Origin of the sequence: Nocardia sp. 348MFTsu5.1, from assembly GCF_000383535.1 — a bacterium.
Classification (GTDB): Bacteria; Actinomycetota; Actinomycetes; order Mycobacteriales; family Mycobacteriaceae; genus Williamsia; species Williamsia faeni.
Window position 1 is genome coordinate 150,118 of record NZ_KB911515.1, and the last position, 18,291, is coordinate 168,408.

Annotated in this window: 14 protein-coding genes; 3 read left to right on the top strand and 11 right to left on the bottom strand. The window is 65.3% G+C overall.

Annotated elements, in window-relative coordinates; all coding sequences use genetic code 11:
- Positions 1–23: 23 nt before the first annotated feature.
- The gene (locus tag H290_RS0115020; RefSeq protein ID WP_020107638.1) at positions 24–818 is read left to right on the top strand and encodes a PIG-L family deacetylase; all 795 of its coding nucleotides are present in this window, start codon (positions 24–26) and stop codon (positions 816–818) included.
- On the opposite strand, the gene recD is transcribed toward H290_RS0115020, so the two are convergent.
- The 9 genes from recD to H290_RS0115065 form a co-directional block, all read right to left on the bottom strand.
- Positions 798–2,639: an exodeoxyribonuclease V subunit alpha gene (recD, locus tag H290_RS0115025; RefSeq protein WP_020107639.1), complete on the bottom strand. Its 1,842-nt coding sequence runs from the start codon at positions 2,637–2,639 to the stop codon at positions 798–800. The two genes, H290_RS0115020 and recD, sit on opposite strands and share 21 nt — an antisense overlap.
- Positions 2,636–5,938 carry a UvrD-helicase domain-containing protein gene (locus tag H290_RS0115030; RefSeq protein ID WP_020107640.1) on the bottom strand — a complete coding sequence of 1,101 codons (3,303 nt, stop codon included), beginning with the start codon at positions 5,936–5,938 and terminating at the stop codon, positions 2,636–2,638. The genes recD and H290_RS0115030 overlap by 4 nt, the downstream gene beginning before the upstream one ends.
- Positions 5,939–5,941: 3 nt before the next feature.
- Positions 5,942–9,229, bottom strand: coding sequence for an exodeoxyribonuclease V subunit gamma (gene recC, locus H290_RS0115035; RefSeq protein ID WP_020107641.1), 3,288 nt, complete (start codon positions 9,227–9,229; stop codon positions 5,942–5,944).
- A 90-nt stretch (positions 9,230–9,319) separates the two neighbouring features.
- A complete protein-coding gene (locus tag H290_RS0115040) occupies positions 9,320–9,757 on the bottom strand; it encodes a thioesterase family protein (RefSeq protein ID WP_020107642.1) in 438 nt (145 codons plus the stop codon).
- Between the two features lie 18 nt (positions 9,758–9,775).
- A complete protein-coding gene (locus H290_RS0115045; protein ID WP_020107643.1) occupies positions 9,776–10,288 on the bottom strand; it encodes a pyridoxamine 5'-phosphate oxidase family protein in 513 nt (170 codons plus the stop codon).
- A gap of 99 nt (positions 10,289–10,387) precedes the next feature.
- Positions 10,388–11,134: an SDR family oxidoreductase gene (locus H290_RS0115050; RefSeq protein ID WP_036519158.1), complete on the bottom strand. Its 747-nt coding sequence runs from the start codon at positions 11,132–11,134 to the stop codon at positions 10,388–10,390.
- A 5-nt stretch (positions 11,135–11,139) separates the two neighbouring features.
- Complete coding sequence (locus H290_RS0115055; RefSeq protein ID WP_020107645.1) at positions 11,140–12,402, bottom strand: cyclopropane-fatty-acyl-phospholipid synthase family protein; 1,263 nt, start codon at positions 12,400–12,402, stop codon at positions 11,140–11,142.
- Positions 12,402–13,193 (bottom strand): DUF1365 domain-containing protein, encoded by a 792-nt coding sequence (locus H290_RS0115060; RefSeq protein ID WP_020107646.1) that lies wholly within the window; start codon positions 13,191–13,193, stop codon positions 12,402–12,404. The genes H290_RS0115055 and H290_RS0115060 overlap by 1 nt, the downstream gene beginning before the upstream one ends.
- Positions 13,190–14,449 carry an NAD(P)/FAD-dependent oxidoreductase gene (locus H290_RS0115065; RefSeq protein WP_036519089.1) on the bottom strand — a complete coding sequence of 420 codons (1,260 nt, stop codon included), beginning with the start codon at positions 14,447–14,449 and terminating at the stop codon, positions 13,190–13,192. The genes H290_RS0115060 and H290_RS0115065 overlap by 4 nt, the downstream gene beginning before the upstream one ends.
- Positions 14,450–14,568: 119 nt before the next feature.
- Between H290_RS0115065 and H290_RS0115070 the strand changes: the two genes are divergently transcribed.
- On the top strand, positions 14,569–15,246 hold the full coding sequence (locus tag H290_RS0115070; RefSeq protein WP_020107648.1) for a GNAT family N-acetyltransferase: 678 nt from the start codon (positions 14,569–14,571) through the stop codon (positions 15,244–15,246).
- Positions 15,247–15,379: 133 nt separating this feature from the next.
- A complete protein-coding gene (locus H290_RS0115075) occupies positions 15,380–16,888 on the top strand; it encodes an FAD-dependent oxidoreductase (RefSeq protein WP_020107649.1) in 1,509 nt (502 codons plus the stop codon).
- A 1-nt stretch (position 16,889) separates the two neighbouring features.
- Here H290_RS0115075 and H290_RS0115080 read toward each other — a convergent pair whose 3' ends face one another.
- Positions 16,890–17,588, bottom strand: a complete 699-nt coding sequence (locus H290_RS0115080) for an urease accessory protein UreD (protein WP_020107650.1) — start codon at positions 17,586–17,588, stop codon at positions 16,890–16,892.
- Positions 17,589–17,595: 7 nt separating this feature from the next.
- Positions 17,596–18,273 (bottom strand): urease accessory protein UreG, encoded by a 678-nt coding sequence (gene ureG, locus H290_RS0115085; protein ID WP_020107651.1) that lies wholly within the window; start codon positions 18,271–18,273, stop codon positions 17,596–17,598.
- Positions 18,274–18,291 lie beyond the last annotated feature (18 nt).

Genomic DNA, 18,291 nt, shown 5'->3' on the forward strand with positions numbered 1-18,291 from the left:
GTCGCCGGGTTAGGGTGGGCCACGTGCCCCATCCCAGTTTGCTCTGTGTTCATGCGCACCCCGACGACGAGGCGCTGTGGACCGGCGGGGTGCTGGCCCGCTGCGCAGAACGTGGCGGACGCACGGCGGTCATCACGTGCACCTGGGCGGAAGGCACCTCTCGCGGTTCCGAGGTCGCGGCCTCGCTGAAGCTGTTGAAGGCTGATCCGCCTCTACTGCTCGGCTACGCGGACCGGCCCTTCCCCGAGTCGGCACCCGGGCAACCGGCGTTCTGTGATGCCCCGTTCGACCAGGTGGTCGGAGAGGTTGTCGCCCATATCCGCCGATTCCGGCCCGACACCATCGCAACGTATGACCCACTCGGCGTGTACGGGCATCCCGATCACGTTCGGGCACATCGGGTGACCGTTGCCGCGATCGGCGCGGCTGCGTTCCCCCAGTTGTATCCGGAGGCGGGACCGCCCTGGCGCACCCGCCTGCTCTATCTCGCCACGATGCCGCATTCGGCCACCAGTGTGCTGTGGCCGGCGATTCGCAAGGCCGCCCGCCCGGCCGGACCATTGCCGGGAGTACCCGACGAGATGGTGGACACCACCATCGATGTGTCGACATGGCTCGACATCAAATGGAAAGCGCTCCAGGCTCATCGCACCGAGATGGACCGTGGCGGCGCGTTGACGATGCTGGAGGAACTGCCCGAGAAGGTCCGGCGCCAGGTGATCCGCAACGAATGGTTCCTGCGCATGCCGTTGGCCGCGGATCCCCTCGATGCCCTGGATTTTTCCGGGACGCCTCATTCAGTCGACGGACGTCCGTAGTCCACTGGCTCGCAACACTTTTCGTTCGACTCCGGCGCGGATGGACTCCTCGGTACCGATCAGCCGGACATGACCACTCGCTCGGGTGATGGCCGTGTACAGCAATTCCCGCGTCAGTAGTGCGGAGCGATCGGGTGGAATGACCACGGATACCGACTCGTATTGCGACCCCTGGCTGCGGTGAATGGTCATCGCGTACACCGGGACCGCGGCCACGAGCTGCGAGGGATGCAGCAGCTTCACCGCGGATCCACGTCTGAACGCGACCATCAACCGTCCGCCGCTGCTCACCACTACCCCGGTGTCCCCGTTGAAGATACCGGCGTCGTAGTCGTTGGCCGTGACCAGCAACGGCTGACCCGGATACCAGTCGTCGGCACCGGCTGTCGTACCGATCCATTCCATGGCCTGCCGCGACCAGTGTTCGACACCGGACGTGCCCTGGCGGTGCGCGCACAGCAGCCGATGTGTGTGGAGGCCGGCGAGGGCTGTCTGCGCATCACCGTCGGCACCTGCACGTCGCATCCGTTCGGCCGTGGTGACGATGTCGTCGCGGACCGAGGCCAGGTCGCTCGGATCCACCAATTCGAACTGGCTGTGTCCGGCCGCGAGCAATCCGATGACCGAATCGGCGTCACCATCGCGCACCGCCGCGGCCAATTGCTTGATCTGTTCGCCGAATCGGCGCACCTTGGTCAGTCTGATGACTCCGCCGGCCAGCCGCGCGCGCTCCTGCTCGTCGAGGGCGTCGGGATCGTCGTGGTCGTCCAGCAGATCTGATTCGATCAAGGTTTTGAGCATCGGATTGATCTGTTCGGTGACCGGTCGGTGAACCAGATCGGCCAGGACCGCACCGGCGTCAACCGAGGCCAGCTGATCGGGATCACCCACCAGGACCAGCCGGGTCTGCGGCCGCAAGGCGTCGAGCAACCGCGCCATCATGGTGAGCGAAACCATCGACGTCTCATCGACGACCACGAGCTCGTGGGGCAGCCGGTTGTCCGCGTCGTGGGCAAATCGACTGCGGCTCCCCGGTTTCCAGCCGAGCAGACGGTGCAACGTGGTCGCGGTGAGGTCGCTGGGCATACCGAGTTCGCCGGCCTGCGACCGCACCGACTCCTCCAACTGGGCCGCGGCCCGTCCGGTGGGCGCAGCGAGTGCCACCCGCAGCGAGGGGCCGTACTCGTCGAACATCAAGGCCAATACCCGCGCCACCGTATGGGTTTTGCCGGTGCCCGGTCCGCCCGCGATGACGGTGGTCCAGCCGGCACTGGCCAAGGCGGCAGCGATACGTTGCCGGTCGGTCCCCGCCTCGGGGAAGTGCCTGCGCAGACCGTTGAGCAGTCGGTCGGCATTTATCTCCGGATGGCTGTGCGAACGTTCGTCGAGGAGCTCCCGGATCCGCTGCTCCTGCAGGAAGTACCGCCGCAGGTACAGCAACGGACCTTCCGGGGTCTTCGCGAGATGGAGTGGGCGAAGAGGTCCGGACGTTGATCCCGTCACCAACGGACTGACCTCGAGCGCGGCGACGACGTCAGCCGGTGCCGGCCACGGCAGTGAATCGGGGTCGACGCCGAACTCGTCCTCATCTAAGGCGACCTCGGACAACCTGTCGATCTCGACACAGACCGAACCCAACCGCACGGCCCGTACCGCAAGTGCGGTGGCCAGCAGGACATCCGGTTCGACGTCCGACCTGCTCAAGGCCGCCAGCCGTTGCGCCACATGCACATCGGCCGCACTCAGCACACCGGCCGCGTTGAACGGAACCAGTGTGGGATGGGCATTGACCGCGATCCGCGCGTCGAAGTCGATCGTCACAGCACCGCTGTCCTTCCGGAGATCAGTTCAGAGACCGAGGTGATCAGGGATGCCGGCGGATGCCATTGGAATACACCACATCCGGCCGGGGTGTCGGGGCCGATCATGCCGCGCACGAAGTGATATTGAGCGCCGGCGAGATTGACCTCGGGATCGTAGCCGGGCAAGCGCCATCGCAGATATCGGTGCAGTGCAACCGAATAGAGCAGGGCCTGCAACGGATAGTGCGAATTGATCATCTCGCGCGCCATCCGCTCCGGCGTGTAGTCGAGCGCGCTGAGATCTCCTCGCGCGGTCCGGTTCGTCTTGTAGTCGACGATGACGAACCGGTTGCCGGGCAGCCGCAGGACGGCATCGATGCTGCCGACAAGGAATCCTCGCAGCGGTGGCACCTGCACGCCGCGAAGGTGTTCCGGATAACCGGCGAGCAAGTCGTCGGCTGCGAGATGAGTGGCCATCAGATCGCTGATCTCGCGCAGCGTGGTGGCCTCGTCGCCACCGAGGGGGAACTCGAAGTCGAGTTCGGCGAGTCGATCCCGCGTGGCGATTTGCCCCAGTGTCGTTTCCGGTTCCTGGCCGAGCGGTGTCTGCAGGACTGCCAACAATGCGGTCGCCAGTACCGCGGGATCGGCATCTGCCATCCACATCGCCACCGCCTCCCGGCAGCGCGTTGCCACTTCGGCTGCCAGATCGTCGGCATCGGTGTCGATGACCTCGAGCACTTCGTGGACCAGGGTTCCGAACGCCGCACCGAACGGCAGCGTGTTCATCAGCGAGGGATACGCGAGTTCCTCAGTGCCGTCGGCCACCGGCGCATCGAGAGGTTCGGCGACCTGTTCATCGGTCTTGTCCGTCGACTCCGGCTCGCTGGTCACCGCCGGCTCATGATGGGTACCGGCCACCAGCGCCGAATACGACGTACGCCGCCAGGTGTGGTCGATCCGGCGCGTGAAGTGCGCGACTGCCAGCTCGCCGGCCGCAGACCGCTGCGGAATCCAGGGCGCGTCTCCCTCCGATCCGTAGTCGGCCGGCTCGACTCGCACATGAGCGCCCGCAGACTCACCCCAGGCCGTCAGATGTTGGCCCACCTTGGCATCGTCGGGCACCACCGGCCGCGGATCCGGGTTGGTCCGGTCCCGGCTGAAGAGCAATCGGTGCAGCGGCGACGACCGCGCCGATGTCCCTGGCGCCCACCACAGGACAACTGCCGACGCCGCGCGGGTCAGCGCCACGTACAAGAGTCTCAGTTCTTCACCGTTGTCCTCGGTGGCGGAGGCCTCCCGACGGTTGCGGTAGCCGGGGGCGTCCTGGCCGCCGATGTCGAGCAGTCGCCGACCCGACTCGTCGTGGAGCAGGAAGGTATCCGGTGAGGGGTGTTGCGCCCCATCCCAGCCGTAGGGCACATAGACGATCGGGAACTCGAGCCCCTTGCTCCGGTGCACCGTGAGCAACTGCACGGCCGCCGCATCGCTGTCGAGGCGACGGCTCTGCTCCCCCTGGTTGCCGGCACCGGGGTCGTTGATGGATTGCTGGAGCCACCGCACCAGTGCCGTCAACCCCAGACCTTCCTCAACGACAGCACGATTGCAGAGCTGGGCCACATGCGTCAGGTCGGTGAGGCGACGCTCCCCGCCGATGACGGACAACACGCGACCGGGCACATCGCGGACGCCGGAGAGATGTTCGTACACGGCCGCAAACCCCGACTCGTGGTAGACGGCGACGAGCTCACGGATCAGCGCGCTGATATCCGCGGTCAGTCCGTCGGCACCGGAATCGAGTTCGGTGGCAGTCCATCCGAGCAGCGGGGTGAGTGCGGCCAGACGGATGCGTGCGCTGCGGCTCGGCTGTTCCATCGCCTGCAGCAGCCACAACCAGTCGAGCGCGCCCTGCGTGCTGTAGACACTGGTACCACCGGCGAGCACAGACGGCACTCCCCTGGCGTCCAACGCCGCCTGAATCATGGTCAGGTGCTTGTGATTCCGGACCAGAACCGCGACATCTCCCGGTGCCACCGGACGTTCATCGCCGGTGCCTCGCAACGGCGTCCGCGAGTTCAGGAGCCGGGTGAGGTCGGCGGCAACATCGTCGGCGACCGATCGTCGCAGACGATCCAGCGCCGGGAACCCGCTCTTGCCCAACGGTCCGTGACCTCTGCGGTTCAGGTACCGCAGTCGCAGCGGGGTCTGCCCAGGCACTCTCGACTCGGTGTGTGTCGCCCCGACGTCGTGGACCACGATCTCCGGGCTGCCCAGCGCCGCACCGCCGTACACCCGGTCGAGCGCCTCGACCAGGTCTGCATCGCTGCGCCAGTTGGTGGGCAGCGCCTGATGGTTGTCGGCGGCTCGCACGGCTTCGAGGTAGCTGAACACCTCGGCCCCCCGGAAGGCATAGATCGACTGCTTGGGATCCCCGACCAGGACCAGGGTGGTCTGGCCGTGAAATGCGAGCCGAAAGATGTCCCACTGCACCGGATCGGTGTCCTGGAACTCATCGACCAGCACCACCTGGAATCGGCTCCGTACCCGGCGGCATGCCCGCTCTCCGTGCTCAGGATCACCGAGCGCGTCGCGCAGCAGGATCTGCAGGTCGTCGTAGTCGCGAATGTTGGTCTGGCGCTTGCGGCGTTCGACCTCGCCCATCACCGTCGTGGCGAAATCGATCCGCTGGTATTCGTCGGTATCGGGATCCGTGTCAGGCGAAAGCTTCGCCTGACGTTGGAAGACCGCCTGCCGGCAGAACGAGTGTGCGTCGGCAAGACTGAACGGCGCGGCACCGTTTCCGCTGAAACGGTGCAGGTACAGATCATCGGTGACCTCGGTGATCAGGTCGCTGACGTCCTCGACCAAGGTGATGTCGTTCTCGAAATCCCCGGCCACACCGAGTCCGTCGAGCATGCGGCTACAGAATGTGTGGGTGGTGGCGATGGTGGCAGCGTCGAAGTCGGACACCGCATTCGCCAGCCGGCTGCGCCGAAGGTCCACCTCGTCTGCCGGACCGGTTGCGAGCATCGCGGCCAGTGGGTCTTGCGATTTCTTCGCGGCCACCGGGTCGGTGAGCGCGGTGGCCAGTCCGGTGAGCCGCAGTCTCGTTCGTTCGCGAAGTTCGGCCGTGGCGAAGCGGCTGAAGGTGACCAGCAGCAGGTCGGACAGCGGAATGCCGTCAGCGACGTACCGGGCCGCCAGGCCGACGATCGCATAGGTCTTGCCGGTACCGGCACTGGCCTCGAGCACCGTGGTGCCGCGGGGCAACGGACCGGTGATGTCAAAAGTGACCGGCGCAATGGGGCTTTGGATCATCTCTCAGCGCACCTGTTCCGAGTCCAGCAGGGGTGTCCACAACCGCATCGCGGAGGCCGCGAAACGAGATCCGTGCTCATCCCAGTCGCGTTCTTCGGCTGCCGCCCGCTCGGCGACCACCGTTGAGAAGTCACCTTCGTGCAGATATCTGACGTAGACGTCCTGGCCGTCGCCGCCGAACTGGTTCCCGAAGTTCTTGTCGGCGGCGTCCAGTGCCAGGACGGTGTCGTCACCACGATGCCGGCGATCGGCATATTCGGCAGCGGCGGCCGTGGGCAAAGGAAGCGGTGACCGCAGGCCACGATCCCGGAGATCGACGATCTGACGCAGCACCGCAACCGGATTGGGCGGAGCGGTCAGTGTCGAACGGCGGACGCGGCCATACGACCCCCGACCCACCACGACGGACGAGGTGACATCGGCGCCGGATGCGGCCAGCGCCAGCACGCCGACCCAGGACGCCAGTCGGTGTTTGGCGGCGAGCCTGGAGTAGATGGTCCGGACCAGGGTCCCGCGATGCACGGACGGGACCGTCCCGGTCAGCCGCCGGCCATCTCCGAGATCGATGGTCACGTCGATCACCTCCGGATGGGCTTCATACAACGGTGCCGCCACGGTGACCAGCGACTCCACCAGTCCGGAGATCTCGCCGAACACCTTGCTGCCCAATAGGAACGGTGGCAGTGTGCCGCGCCGCAGTTCGGCGCCGCGCAGGGCGTCGGCCTCGACCCCGCTGAGCCTGGCCTGCAACATCCGATCGCCGATGGCCCACTTGCCCAGCCCGTCGATGTCCGCACTGAGTACATCGTTGAGTTCTTCGTCGTCGCCGGGCAGGTACATTCCCAGCCGTTGGCGGCAAAAGGCCCGCATCGGATGTTCGACGAAGGCGATGAGATCCCGCAACTCCACATCACCGGTGGCCTCGGGCAACGGCTTCGCCAGGAATCCGGGTTCGGACACCTGCACCGACTGGGTGGCCCGGGCCCCGGCGAGCGCAGTGCGATCGAAGCTGAATGGCGCGTGCGCCGCGAAGTTCACCGGGTCGAAACCGTGCAACGGATGTGCGATGAGCACGGTCCCGTCATCGGCCAGCATCGCGTCGGCCGTGTCGAGCAGTTCCCCCACCGGTACCGCCGGTGGCCTGCGCAGTCCGGTCACCGGGTCGGTACCGGTGTACAGGACGATGAGCTTGTCGATAGCCGACATCGTCGCGTCGAGCAGGAGCTGACGATCCTCGCTGCGGATATCACGTTCTCCGACACAGGGATTGCGGGCCAGGATGTCGTCGCCGTTGATACCGCCGACACGCGGATAGCTTTCGTCGTCGAGGCCGAGGAGGATGACGACCCGGTGTGGGACCGCCCGCATCGGGACCATCGTGCAGACCGTCAGTTCGCCGGTCCGAAAATTGGCCCTGGTCGGACGCCCGGCCAGCCGATGCGACAACATGGCCCGGACGTCGGCGAGCCGCACGGTCGTGTCGCCGCCGTGTTCGGTGGCCGACGCCAGTTCACGCAATGCCTGACCGCGTTGCCAGGCGTCGGCCGGACGCACCGCGGTGAGCAGATCGAGTGCGGTGGCCAGGTTCTCGGCCCACTGGGTTGCCGGCCGCGGTCCACGCAGACTCGTCAGCGCGGTGTCGAGCCGACTGATGAACTCGGCGAATCTGCCGGCGAGTTCGACGTCGGCGCTGTCGACATCATCGAGTGGCAAAGCGGTGTCGAGCCAGCCGAGTTCGGTTTCGTCGGCAGCGACACCCAAGAGGATCCTGTCGAGGCCGGCATCGAATGTGTTCTGACGAAAACCACCGAGCCCGAATGATTTTCGCTGCGTGTCGTTGATGCCCCAGCGGGCCCCGGATTCGGCGGTCCACTGCCGCAAACGTTCGAGGTCGTCATCGCCGAATCCGAATCGGGTCCGCACCGGCGGTGTGTCCGCGAGATCGAGTACTTCACTGGCCTTGACGCGTCCGCCGGCCAGCAACAGCAGATCGGTCATCACATCCAGCAGCGGGTTGGTCTGCCGCAAGGCCCGGTCGGCCAGCCGAACGCGAAGTTCGTGGCCGGGATGTGAGGGGCTCACCTGGCCGAACGCCGCCCGGATGAGCGGTGCGTGGGTTTCGACATCGGGACACATGACGATCACGTCGCGCGGATCAAGCGTCGGGTCATCCTGGAACAGTCGCAGGACGAGTTCGCGCAGCACCTCGACCTGACGGGCGGCACCGTGACAGGAATGAACCTGCACACTGCCGTCGGCGCGCCCGCCCGGTTCGGCGATCCGGTCGGTGCGCAATGCATCCTGCAGACGCTCGAGATGCGTGCCACCGCCCGCGCGATCGTCGACGTGGTGGACATCGTCGGCGGCGACCGCCGACAGATTGATCTGGAGCTCACGCACCTCACGGGACAACGATGCGAGCAGCGGATGCTCGATGTCGCGCACGAGAACATCGCCGCGCCGGATCGGCACAGACCCCGAGCGCAACTTCTGCCACATCACCGGGCTGGCGTGCGGCAGAAAGAGATTGATGTCGCGATGCGTGGCCAGCGCCGCGAATACCCGCAGCTGTTCGGTACTGAGCCGGGTGACGCCGAACAGCGACAACCGCTCCGGCAGGTCCACCGCATCAGCCCGTTCGACGAGCGTCGCGCAGACCTGTTCGAGCCGTTCCGGCGGACTCGGCGAGTCGATGCGCTCACGCAGCAGCCGCCAGAGATGGGCCTGCCACCGCTGATCCGGATCGAGTGCCTCACCGGCACCATCGGTGTCGGTGCCGCCGTACCAGTCGATGATCATCTGCGGTCGATGGGTTCCATACCCCCGGAACAGTGCGGTCAGATGCTCCGCGGTTCCGTATCGACGTCCGATCCGAAACCCGGGACCCCGAGCGCCTTTGTCGGCGGAATGCCCCAGGTGCCGGGCCAGGATCGCGCACTCCGGATCGTTGACGGCATCGTCGATGACCGACAACAGTGTCCACAGCATCCGGCCGGTCGACCAGGGATCGTTGTCGAACTGACCCGACGCGACACCACTGGCCCTGGCCATCACGTCATCGACCAGCGCGGCGGGATGGGGGAAATGGATGTTGGCGGCGATACCGTCGCCGGCGGCCGGAACTGTGGCGCCCAGGCGGGTCGACAACTGCTGCGTCAACCACCGCTCGACACCCTGCGCCGGTACCGCGACGAGTTCGCGGGCGAACGGGTCGGATGGTGCGGTCATCAAGATCTCGGCGAGCGCACCGACCAACGTGCTGGTGCGTTCGGCGCGGTGCAATGTCAGCACGCAGGGCCCCTTCCGGTTGTCAACCCCGGTCTATCACGAACACCCGACACCAACGCCCGACACCACCGAAGGTCGACCGCGAGACGGACGTCAGGACCGACGGCGTAGCGGAACCGGATCCGCGGACTTCGATTTCAGAAAGGCCCGCATCTCCTCTGAGATCGGCAGAATCTTGCCGGTTTCGGAATCCACTGCCACCACAGTGGTCTCGCACAGCGCGACGATCTTTCCGTCGGGGTCGGCGAGCGAGCTTCCGAAGTCGAAGGATGAGCCACCGAGCCGACTCACCCAGACCCGGGCGGTGACCGGCTCGGGGGTGTAATACAGCGGCGTCACGAACTCGATCTCCTGACGGGCGAGGTGGATGGCCACCTGGTCGTATCCGTCACGAACCCAACCGGACACCGAACGCACCCGGGCTTCTTCGAAGAGCCTGGCGTACTGCACGTTGTTCACGTGGCGGTTGACGTCCATATCGCCGAAGCGCAGTTGCAACGAGACTTCAGTGGGCCCGGGGGTGTCATTCACCGTTGTGACAGTAGTGGGTCAGCGACTTTTGAAGTCGAAGCGGGTCTGCCCGTGCGGATTCTTCTCGAAAGCGAGCACCTTGTGCGGTTCGACGCGAAACACCAACGCGAAATCGTCGCCGGTCCCGAAGCCACCTTCAGAGGGCTTGAACGCCCATTCCTCGCCGTACTTGTCGAAGAACGCGCCGGCGATGGCCACCAGCTCGGACGGGTCGGTGACCCGGACACATCCGCCCTCGATCACCACGTCGCACCCGCGCTGCCAGGTGTTCACGCCGGTCGTCACGGTCACCTGATCGTTGACTGCCAGATTGTGGGATTTCTGCTCATCCGGGCCGCTGCAGAAGTAGAAGCGGTCGCCGGCCCAGATCCCGACCAGTGGAGTTCCGTGCGGACGGCCATCGCGGCGCACCGTTGTCACCCAGTACAGCTCCGCCCGCTGCAGGAAGTCCGATGTCGACTCCCAGTCGGCCGGCGATGCTCCGGGACGACTGAACCGCTCATCGAATCGTGTGGTCGGTCGGATGGCCATCGTGTCTCCTCGCGTCGGCGGGTCCCTGGACATACCGACCGCGGCCGAGCCGAAGAATAATCGGCGACCAATCGAGGTCGACGCGACCAGGTGGCACGACTAGGTCGCGCGACCGAACAGCAGTGCCCACAAACGCACTGGAAGTAGCCGCGCAACTTTCATCAACGCGGCCATCGGTACCGGGAACACGATCTCCATCTGACCGCGTTCGAGCCCGCGACAGATCGATTCGGCTGCCTCGCCGGCTTCGATGAGAAACGGCATGGGAAAGGTGTTGGACTCCGTCAGGCCGGTCTTCACAAAACCCGGGCAGACGGTCACGACGCGAACACCCTTCCGGCGCAGGGCAACACGCATACCCTCGAGCATGTTGATCTGGGCCGCTTTGGTGGCGCCGTAGGCCTCTGCCCCACCGAGTCCGCGATACCCGGCCACCGACGCGACACCGACAATCGTTCCGGCACCGTCGGCCACCATCTGCGGAAGAACCGCTCCGACGCAGTTGTTCATCCCGAGCAGATTCACCTGTACGTGGCGTTCGAACAGGTCGCGGTCCCACTCGGTGGCATCCATCTGCTCCCAGAACCCGGCGTTGATGATCACCATGTCGATGCCGCCGAGTGCCTCACGCACCTGTGTCGCCGCGAAGTCCACCGATGCCCGGTCGGCGACATCGGCAACCGCAACGGTCATCGCCGAGCCGGCCACCTCCCGGAGTTCGGTGTCGCGGCGCGCCGAGATGGCCACGTGGGCACCACGTTCGACCAGTGTCCGGGCCGTGGCGGCGCCGATGCCACTCGACGCTCCGACAACCCATACCCGTTTGCCGGCCAGATTCGATGTCATGCCGGTCACCTCTGCATCTGGATCTGGCTGACCTGGAGGTAGTCCGAGGCGAAACCGGCCTCGCAATACGCCAGGTAGAACTCCCACATCCGCATGAAGGTCTCGTCGAAACCCAACTGCTCCACGGCCTGCCGGTGTTGTGTGAACGATGCCCGCCACCGCCGGAGCGTCTCGGCGTAGTCCTGACCGAAATCGTGGCGCTGCGTGACACGCAGCGAGGTGTGCGCAGCGACTGTGTTCTCGATCGCCTCGAACGACGGGATCAGCCCACCCGGGAAGATGTACTTCTGAATCCATCCGAATGACTTGCGGGTGGCCAACATTCGCTGATGCGGCATTAGGATCGCCTGGATGGCGACCTTGCCGCCGGGCGCGAGCAGCGAATCGATCTTGCTGAAGTAGGTCGGCCAGAACTCCTCACCCACCGCCTCGATCATCTCGACCGACACGATCGCATCGAATTGTCCCGTCACGGCCCGATAGTCCTGCAGCCGGATGTCGACCATGTCCGCCACCCCTGCGGCATCTACACGATCCTGGGCCATCTCGAGCTGTTCGGTCGACAGCGTCACGGTGGTCACGTGCGCGCCGCGGCCGGCAGCCCGGATCGCCAACGCTCCCCAACCGGTTCCGATCTCCAGAACCCGGCTGCCGGCCGTGACCCCGGCCTGGTCGAGTATTGCGTCGAGTTTGCGGTACTGGGCCTGCTCGAGATCCTGACCGGCAGCGGGCCGTTGCGGGTCGAACATCGCCGAGCTGTACGTCATCGTGGGATCGAGGAAGGTGGCAAAGAGGTCGTTGCTCAGGTCGTAGTGGGCGCCGATGTTGCGACGCGAACCCTCGGGGGTGTTCTTGTGGCGGTGCGGAATCCTGGTGTCCACGAAGATCCGGAGCTTCCACCAGGGTTCGGGGACCAACGCCGTCAGGCGCGCCGCGAACGGCGTCAGCGCCTCCCCCAGATCGCTGCCGTCGGCCACCCGCCAATCACCCGCCATGTACGCCTCACCGAGGCCGATCTTCGGATTGTGACCCATCCGTTCGTGCAGGGCCTTGGGCCGGACGACCTCCAGCCGTGGGCTCGACGCATCGCCACCGCCGCGGACGGTTCCGTCGGGATAACTGACCTGTACCGGCGTACGCCGGACGGCCTGATTCACGAAGAACTGGGCAAAACTCGCCAGGAAACAGACACCACCGAGTATGGGGCGGCGTAGGCAGAACGGCTCCGCCATCTCCGGCAACTGCACAGGTTCAGCCAGGTCGGACATCAAACTCCTTCGGGTGGGGTATGCGCCGGCCGGGCGCGAACAGGGAGTCGGCGCAGCCACAACCAGACACCGTGCAGTGCGATGAGGACGGAAACACGTTGTGGCATGAACGGATTGGTGATCAGAGTGCGGGTCAGCCGACGCGGCGTGTAGGCGACCGGGCGACCATCGAAGCTTGCGGTGAACACCGCGGTACCCGCGCGAAGCAGACTGATCGACACACCGACGCGCTCAGAATCGAGACGAACGGAGATGTCGTAGTCGCCGGAGACGTCGTTGAACGGTGACACATAGAAATGCTTCGGCACCTGCGTCCGCAGGGTCGCGGCCCGGGATTCGGGTTCGAGCAGATACGCCGTGCGTTCACCGTAGGTGTTGTGCACCTCGGCGACCACCGCGCGCAGCGTCTCGCCCGAATAACACCAGAACACGGTCAACGGATCGAAGACGTATCCGAGCACCCGCGCGTTGGCCAGCATCAGCACACGCCTTTCAGTGCCGAAGTCGACATCGCGCACCGCCAGAAAATTCTCCACATTGCTCTTGATTCGGAGCAGTTGGGCTCGCGGATCGGTCATCTCGGACGTCGGACCCGGATCTCCCAGGTGATCCTTGGCGTACAACCGGGCAAACGGACGCAACATTCTGGGCAACCGAGGCGGGTCGTCGAGGTCGACCAGCCATTGGTAGACGCGATGATCGAATCCGTGTCGCAGCGGCGTCCGTCGCAGATGCCGGACCCGCCCCGGCACAATGGCCGGGGTCGGTGGTAGATCCGCCGCGGCGCTCATGTCCAGACCGCCCCGAAATGTGCCGCGGCCGCCACCCCCGACCGACAACCGTCTTCATGGAAGCCCCAGCCGTGATAGGCGCCCGCATACGCCGTCTGACCAGTGCACAACGCCGGCAGTTGTTTCTGCGCGGCAACCGCTTCCGGCGTGTACACCGGATGGGTATACGCCATGGTCGCGATGATCGAGTCCGGATCGATCCGATCCCGGCCGTTGAGTGTCACGTAGTACTGGGTGGGGCCGGGCAGACTTTGCAGGCGGTTCATCCAGTAGGTCACCACCGGCGGTGAGTCGACGGCGCCGACCGCCGGGGTGAGGTAATTCCAACTGGCACCCGCCTGCGTTGCGGTGGGCATCAGCGAAGCGTCGGTGTGCAGAATCGTCTCGTTGGCCGAATAGCCAAAGGCTCCGAGAACCTGCTTCTCGGACGCGGACGGGTCGGCCAACAACCCGAGTGCCTGGTCGGCGTGTGTTGCGATGACCACGCGGTCGAAAAACCTGTCAGGGTGGCCCCCGGCACTGATCCGCACGCCGTGATCGTCGCGTTGGATGCGAGTGACCGGCGCGCCGGTCACCACGTCGTCGAGGAGTGTGCCGATGCGCTCGACATACGTCCGGGACCCGCCACGCACGGTGTACCACTGCGGCGAACCCTTGACGGCCAGCATCCCGTGGTTGTCGAGGAACGCAAACAGGTAGCGCGCGGGGTAATCGAGCGATGCCGACGCCCCGGTCGACCACACGCAGGACACCAGCGGGATCGCGAACATCCGGATGAAGTAATCAGAGAAGCCGTGGTGCGCCAGAAACTCCCCATACGTGCGCAGGTCGCTGTCATCGGCCCCGGCGAGGTGGGCGGCCGCGACCCGATGAAATCGTTTGACCTCCAACAACATCCCTACGAAGCGACGATCGAGGATCCTTTTTTTCTGGGCGAAGATCCCCGCGAATCCCCGGCCGCCGGCGTACTGAACACCCGACGGCCGATCATTGATGCTCATGCTCATCTCGGCGGGAACCACATCAACCCCCAACTCCGAGAACAGCTTTCGAAGCAGCGGATAGGTGCGCTGGTTGTGGACGATGAAACCTGAGTCGACACGAACCGACGCTTGCCCGGAGCCGAGGGTGTGAGTATGGGCATGACCGCCGAGTCGATCGTCGCTCTCGTACAGCGTCACCTCATGGTTGCCGCGGAGCAGATACGCGGCGGTGAGTCCGGACACACCGGACCCGACCACGGCCACCGACGTCAAACGAGTACCACCTGAACGGACACGTATGCCAGTGTAGGGGCTCGGTGTGTGCGACCTGTCGCATTCAAGCGGTCGCGGCAGGACACGCAAGCAAATGCGTACCGCCGACGGCATCGAGAATGTATGGTGCCCGCAAGCGCGCTTTCGAAACGGGGAATTTGTTGATCATCGAGACCGACCGCCTGGTCTTGCGGCCTGTGTCGCACCGCGACGCCGACCAGCTTGTAGAACTCGACAGCGATCCGGCCGTGATGCGGTATGTCACCGGCGGAACTCCGACGCCGCGTGAGGTCATCGAGCAATGGACGATCCCGCGAGCTGTCGCCGAGGCCACACATCGCAACGGCGCAGGACTCTGGGTCGCGCTCGACCGACTCGACCTGGTCGCAGCCCGGTCGGTGGGTCACCCCGAGCCGGCCAGCAGCTTCATCGGATGGTTTGCCGTCCGCGCACCACGCCATTCGTCCGAATCAGAGTTCGAGCTCAGCTACCGACTGTGCCGCAGCATGTGGGGTCGAGGTCTGGCGACTGAAGGTGCACGCGCCCTCGTCCGGCAAGCGTTCGACGATCGCAGCGTTCGCAGGCTCTTCGCCGGCACGATGGCGGTCAACACCGCGTCACGGCGGGTGATGGAGAACTGTGGCCTGCGGCTGATCCGCCTGCATGACTGCGCCGACACATCGATCGCGGGATCGGAACGCGGCGAAGTCGAGTACGAGATGCTCCGAACCGATTGGGAATCAGCCACTTTCCCATGGGCGTGGGCCGCACGCACCAGCAGGCACCTGATCGCCTGACCCGCCGCCTCGACCTGACGCCCCGTCGGGCGCACCTTGGCGCGACCGATCTCTCCACACCCACTACCGTAGGCAGGGTGCGGATCCCACCACTCCCTTGAGATCCCGGCCGCAATTCGCCAACCGACAGGAGATGGTCATGAGCAAGGAGACTGCAGTTTCGACCCGACACAAGGTGGTGGTGATCGGATCCGGCTTCGGTGGCCTGTTCTCGACTCAGCACCTGAAGAAGGCCGATGTCGACGTCACCTTGATTGCCCGGACCACCCACCATCTGTTCCAGCCAATGCTCTACCAGGTCGCGACCGGCATCATCTCCGAGGGTGAGATCGCCCCGGCCACCCGCGTCATCCTGCGCAAACAGGCCAACGCGAAGGTCCTGATGGGCAATGTCGAAAAGATCGACCTCGAGAACAAGGTCGTCACCTCGCGTCTGCTCGAACGCATCACCGAGACACCCTTCGACAGCCTGATCATCGCGGCCGGTGCCGACCAGTCGTACTTCGGCAACGATCATTTCTCCCAGTTCGCACCGGGTATGAAGACCATCGATGACGCCCTCGAACTGCGCGGTCGCATTCTGGGCGCCTTCGAACAGGCCGAGTTGTCGGACGATCACGAAGAGCGCAGCCGTTTGCTGACGTTTGTCGTCATCGGAGCCGGGCCGACCGGTGTCGAGTTGGCCGGACAGATCTCCGAGATGAGCAACAAGACACTCAAGGGTGCCTTCCGGAACATCGATCCCACTGAATCCCGGGTGATCCTGCTCGATGCCGCGCCGGCCGTCCTCCCGCCGATGGGCGCCAATCTGGGCAGCAAGGCCGCCCATCGCCTCGAGCGCATGGGTGTGGAAATCCAGCTCAACGCGATGGTGGTCGACCTCGACTACGACGGTTTGCTGGTCAAAGAGAAAGACGGCACCACCCGACGCATCGAATCGCAGTGCAAGGTGTGGTCGGCCGGTGTCGCTGCCAGCCCACTCGGCAAGCAGCTCGCCGAGCAGAGCGGTGTCGAACTGGACCGTGCGGGCCGCGTCAAGGTCCAGCCGGACCTGTCGATCCCGGGCAACCCGAACGTGTTCGTGATCGGCGACATGATGTCGGTCGAAGACGTCCCCGGGATGGCGCAGGGCGCCATTCAGGGCGGCAAATATGCAGCCGACGCCATCAAGGCCGGACTTGCCGGCAAGACCCCCGAAGAGCGTGAACCGTTCCATTACTGGGACAAGGGATCGATGGCGACGATCTCGAAGTTCAGTGCCGTCATGTCGGTCCCGGTTCCCGGCTTCAAGAAGAACCTCGAGACCGAGGGTTTCTTCGCCTGGCTGGGTTGGCTACTCCTGCACCTGGTGTACATCGTCGGGTTCCGCAGCCGACTGAACACCATCGTCGACTGGTCGTTTGCCTTCATGACCAGGGGTCGGTCGCAGCTGACCATCACCGAGCAGCAGACCCTGGCTCGCAACGCACTCGACCGCCTGGCGCAGCTCGAAAAGCTTCAGAACAAGAGTGATGACCCCGCCGGACCACCCAACAGCAAGCCCGTTCTGTCTGATCCGGTGAAGGCAACAGACAACGTGGTCGGGGCGGAGAAGAAGGTGCCGGAGACGACCGAGGAAGACGCCAAACCGGCGGCCAGCTGACTCAGCCGCCGGTCAGTTCTCCGGCAAAGCGCAGCTCGCCGGCCACGCGCTCCGCATGGGGCATCGTGTCGGCGAGCACCGTGGTCAGACTCCCCCCGGCCGCCGGCCGCAAACGAGCGGCGGCCGCGGTGGGATGCACCAGATCGTCACGGTCGTCCGGATAGCAAAACTCGCTGATGAGCACCGCGTGTGCGCCCAGACGATCGTGCGTCTGTTTGCCGAGCCGAACCTGATGCCGAACCGCCGCGATACCGTCGATGTCGGCGTTCAATCGACCGGACCACGCACCCTCGTCCTCACCGAATCGGCCGATCTGCACCCGTTCACAGATCCGCACCGTCCCCGATCCGGCAACCGATACCGTCGTGTTGCTGTGATGGACGGCGTGCGCCGCGACAATCGTCGGTAGCGGATCGATCACCAGGTGCGCGCCATCGGCCACGGTGATATGCCAGTTCAACTGCGATCGTGGCTCCCCGCGGCTCGGTAATGCGACCGTGGCGGCCACACTGAACACCGTCAGCGTCGACCCGCATCCGACGTCGACGTGGATGTCGACGGTGTCACCGCCGAGCGGGGTCGCAGCCGTCGAGATCAGATGCAACACGTCGATGCCGGTCTGACGGGCGGCCATGCCACCGGTTGCCCGGATGCGCGGCGACCGGCCTTTGACGGCCTCGAGATGTACCTCGGTATGCATCGACCGTTCAGACAGTCGCGGCCAACTGCTCCCGGACCCACCTCAGTACATCGGTCGCGGCCGGGTCATCGGTCAGCGAGATCAGCACCGTCGGGCGACCTTCGCGCACGCGCTCGGCGTCATCGCGCATGACCTGCAGATCGGCACCGACCATCGGCGCGAGATCGGTCTTGTTGACCACCAGCAGATCCGAGAACGTCACACCCGGACCACCCTTCCGCGGCACCTTGTCGCCACCGGCAACATCGACCACAAAGATCTGGGCATCGATCAGGCCGGTCGAGAAGGTCGCGGTGAGGTTGTCACCGCCGGATTCGACGAGGATCAGATCCAGCGGCGGGTTGGCCTCGACGAGATCGTCGATGGCGTCGAGGTTGGCGGTGATGTCGTCGCGGATGGCGGTGTGCGGGCAACCACCGGTCTGCACCGCGGTGATCCGCACATCCGGCAGCACCGCGTTGCGGCGCAAGAAGTCGGCGTCTTCGGTCGTGTAGATGTCGTTGGTCAGCACGGCCAGCGACAACTCGTCGCGCAGTTGCCGGCACAGGGCTGCGACCAGTGCCGTCTTACCGGAACCGACCGGACCGCCGATGCCGATGCGCAGCGCCTCGCCCGGAGCGCGATCCCGTTTCGGCCGGGCGTGATCGTGGGTGTGCGGCGCTCCGTCGATCAGATGCGGTGGCAAGAGCTGTCTCCTTCGTTC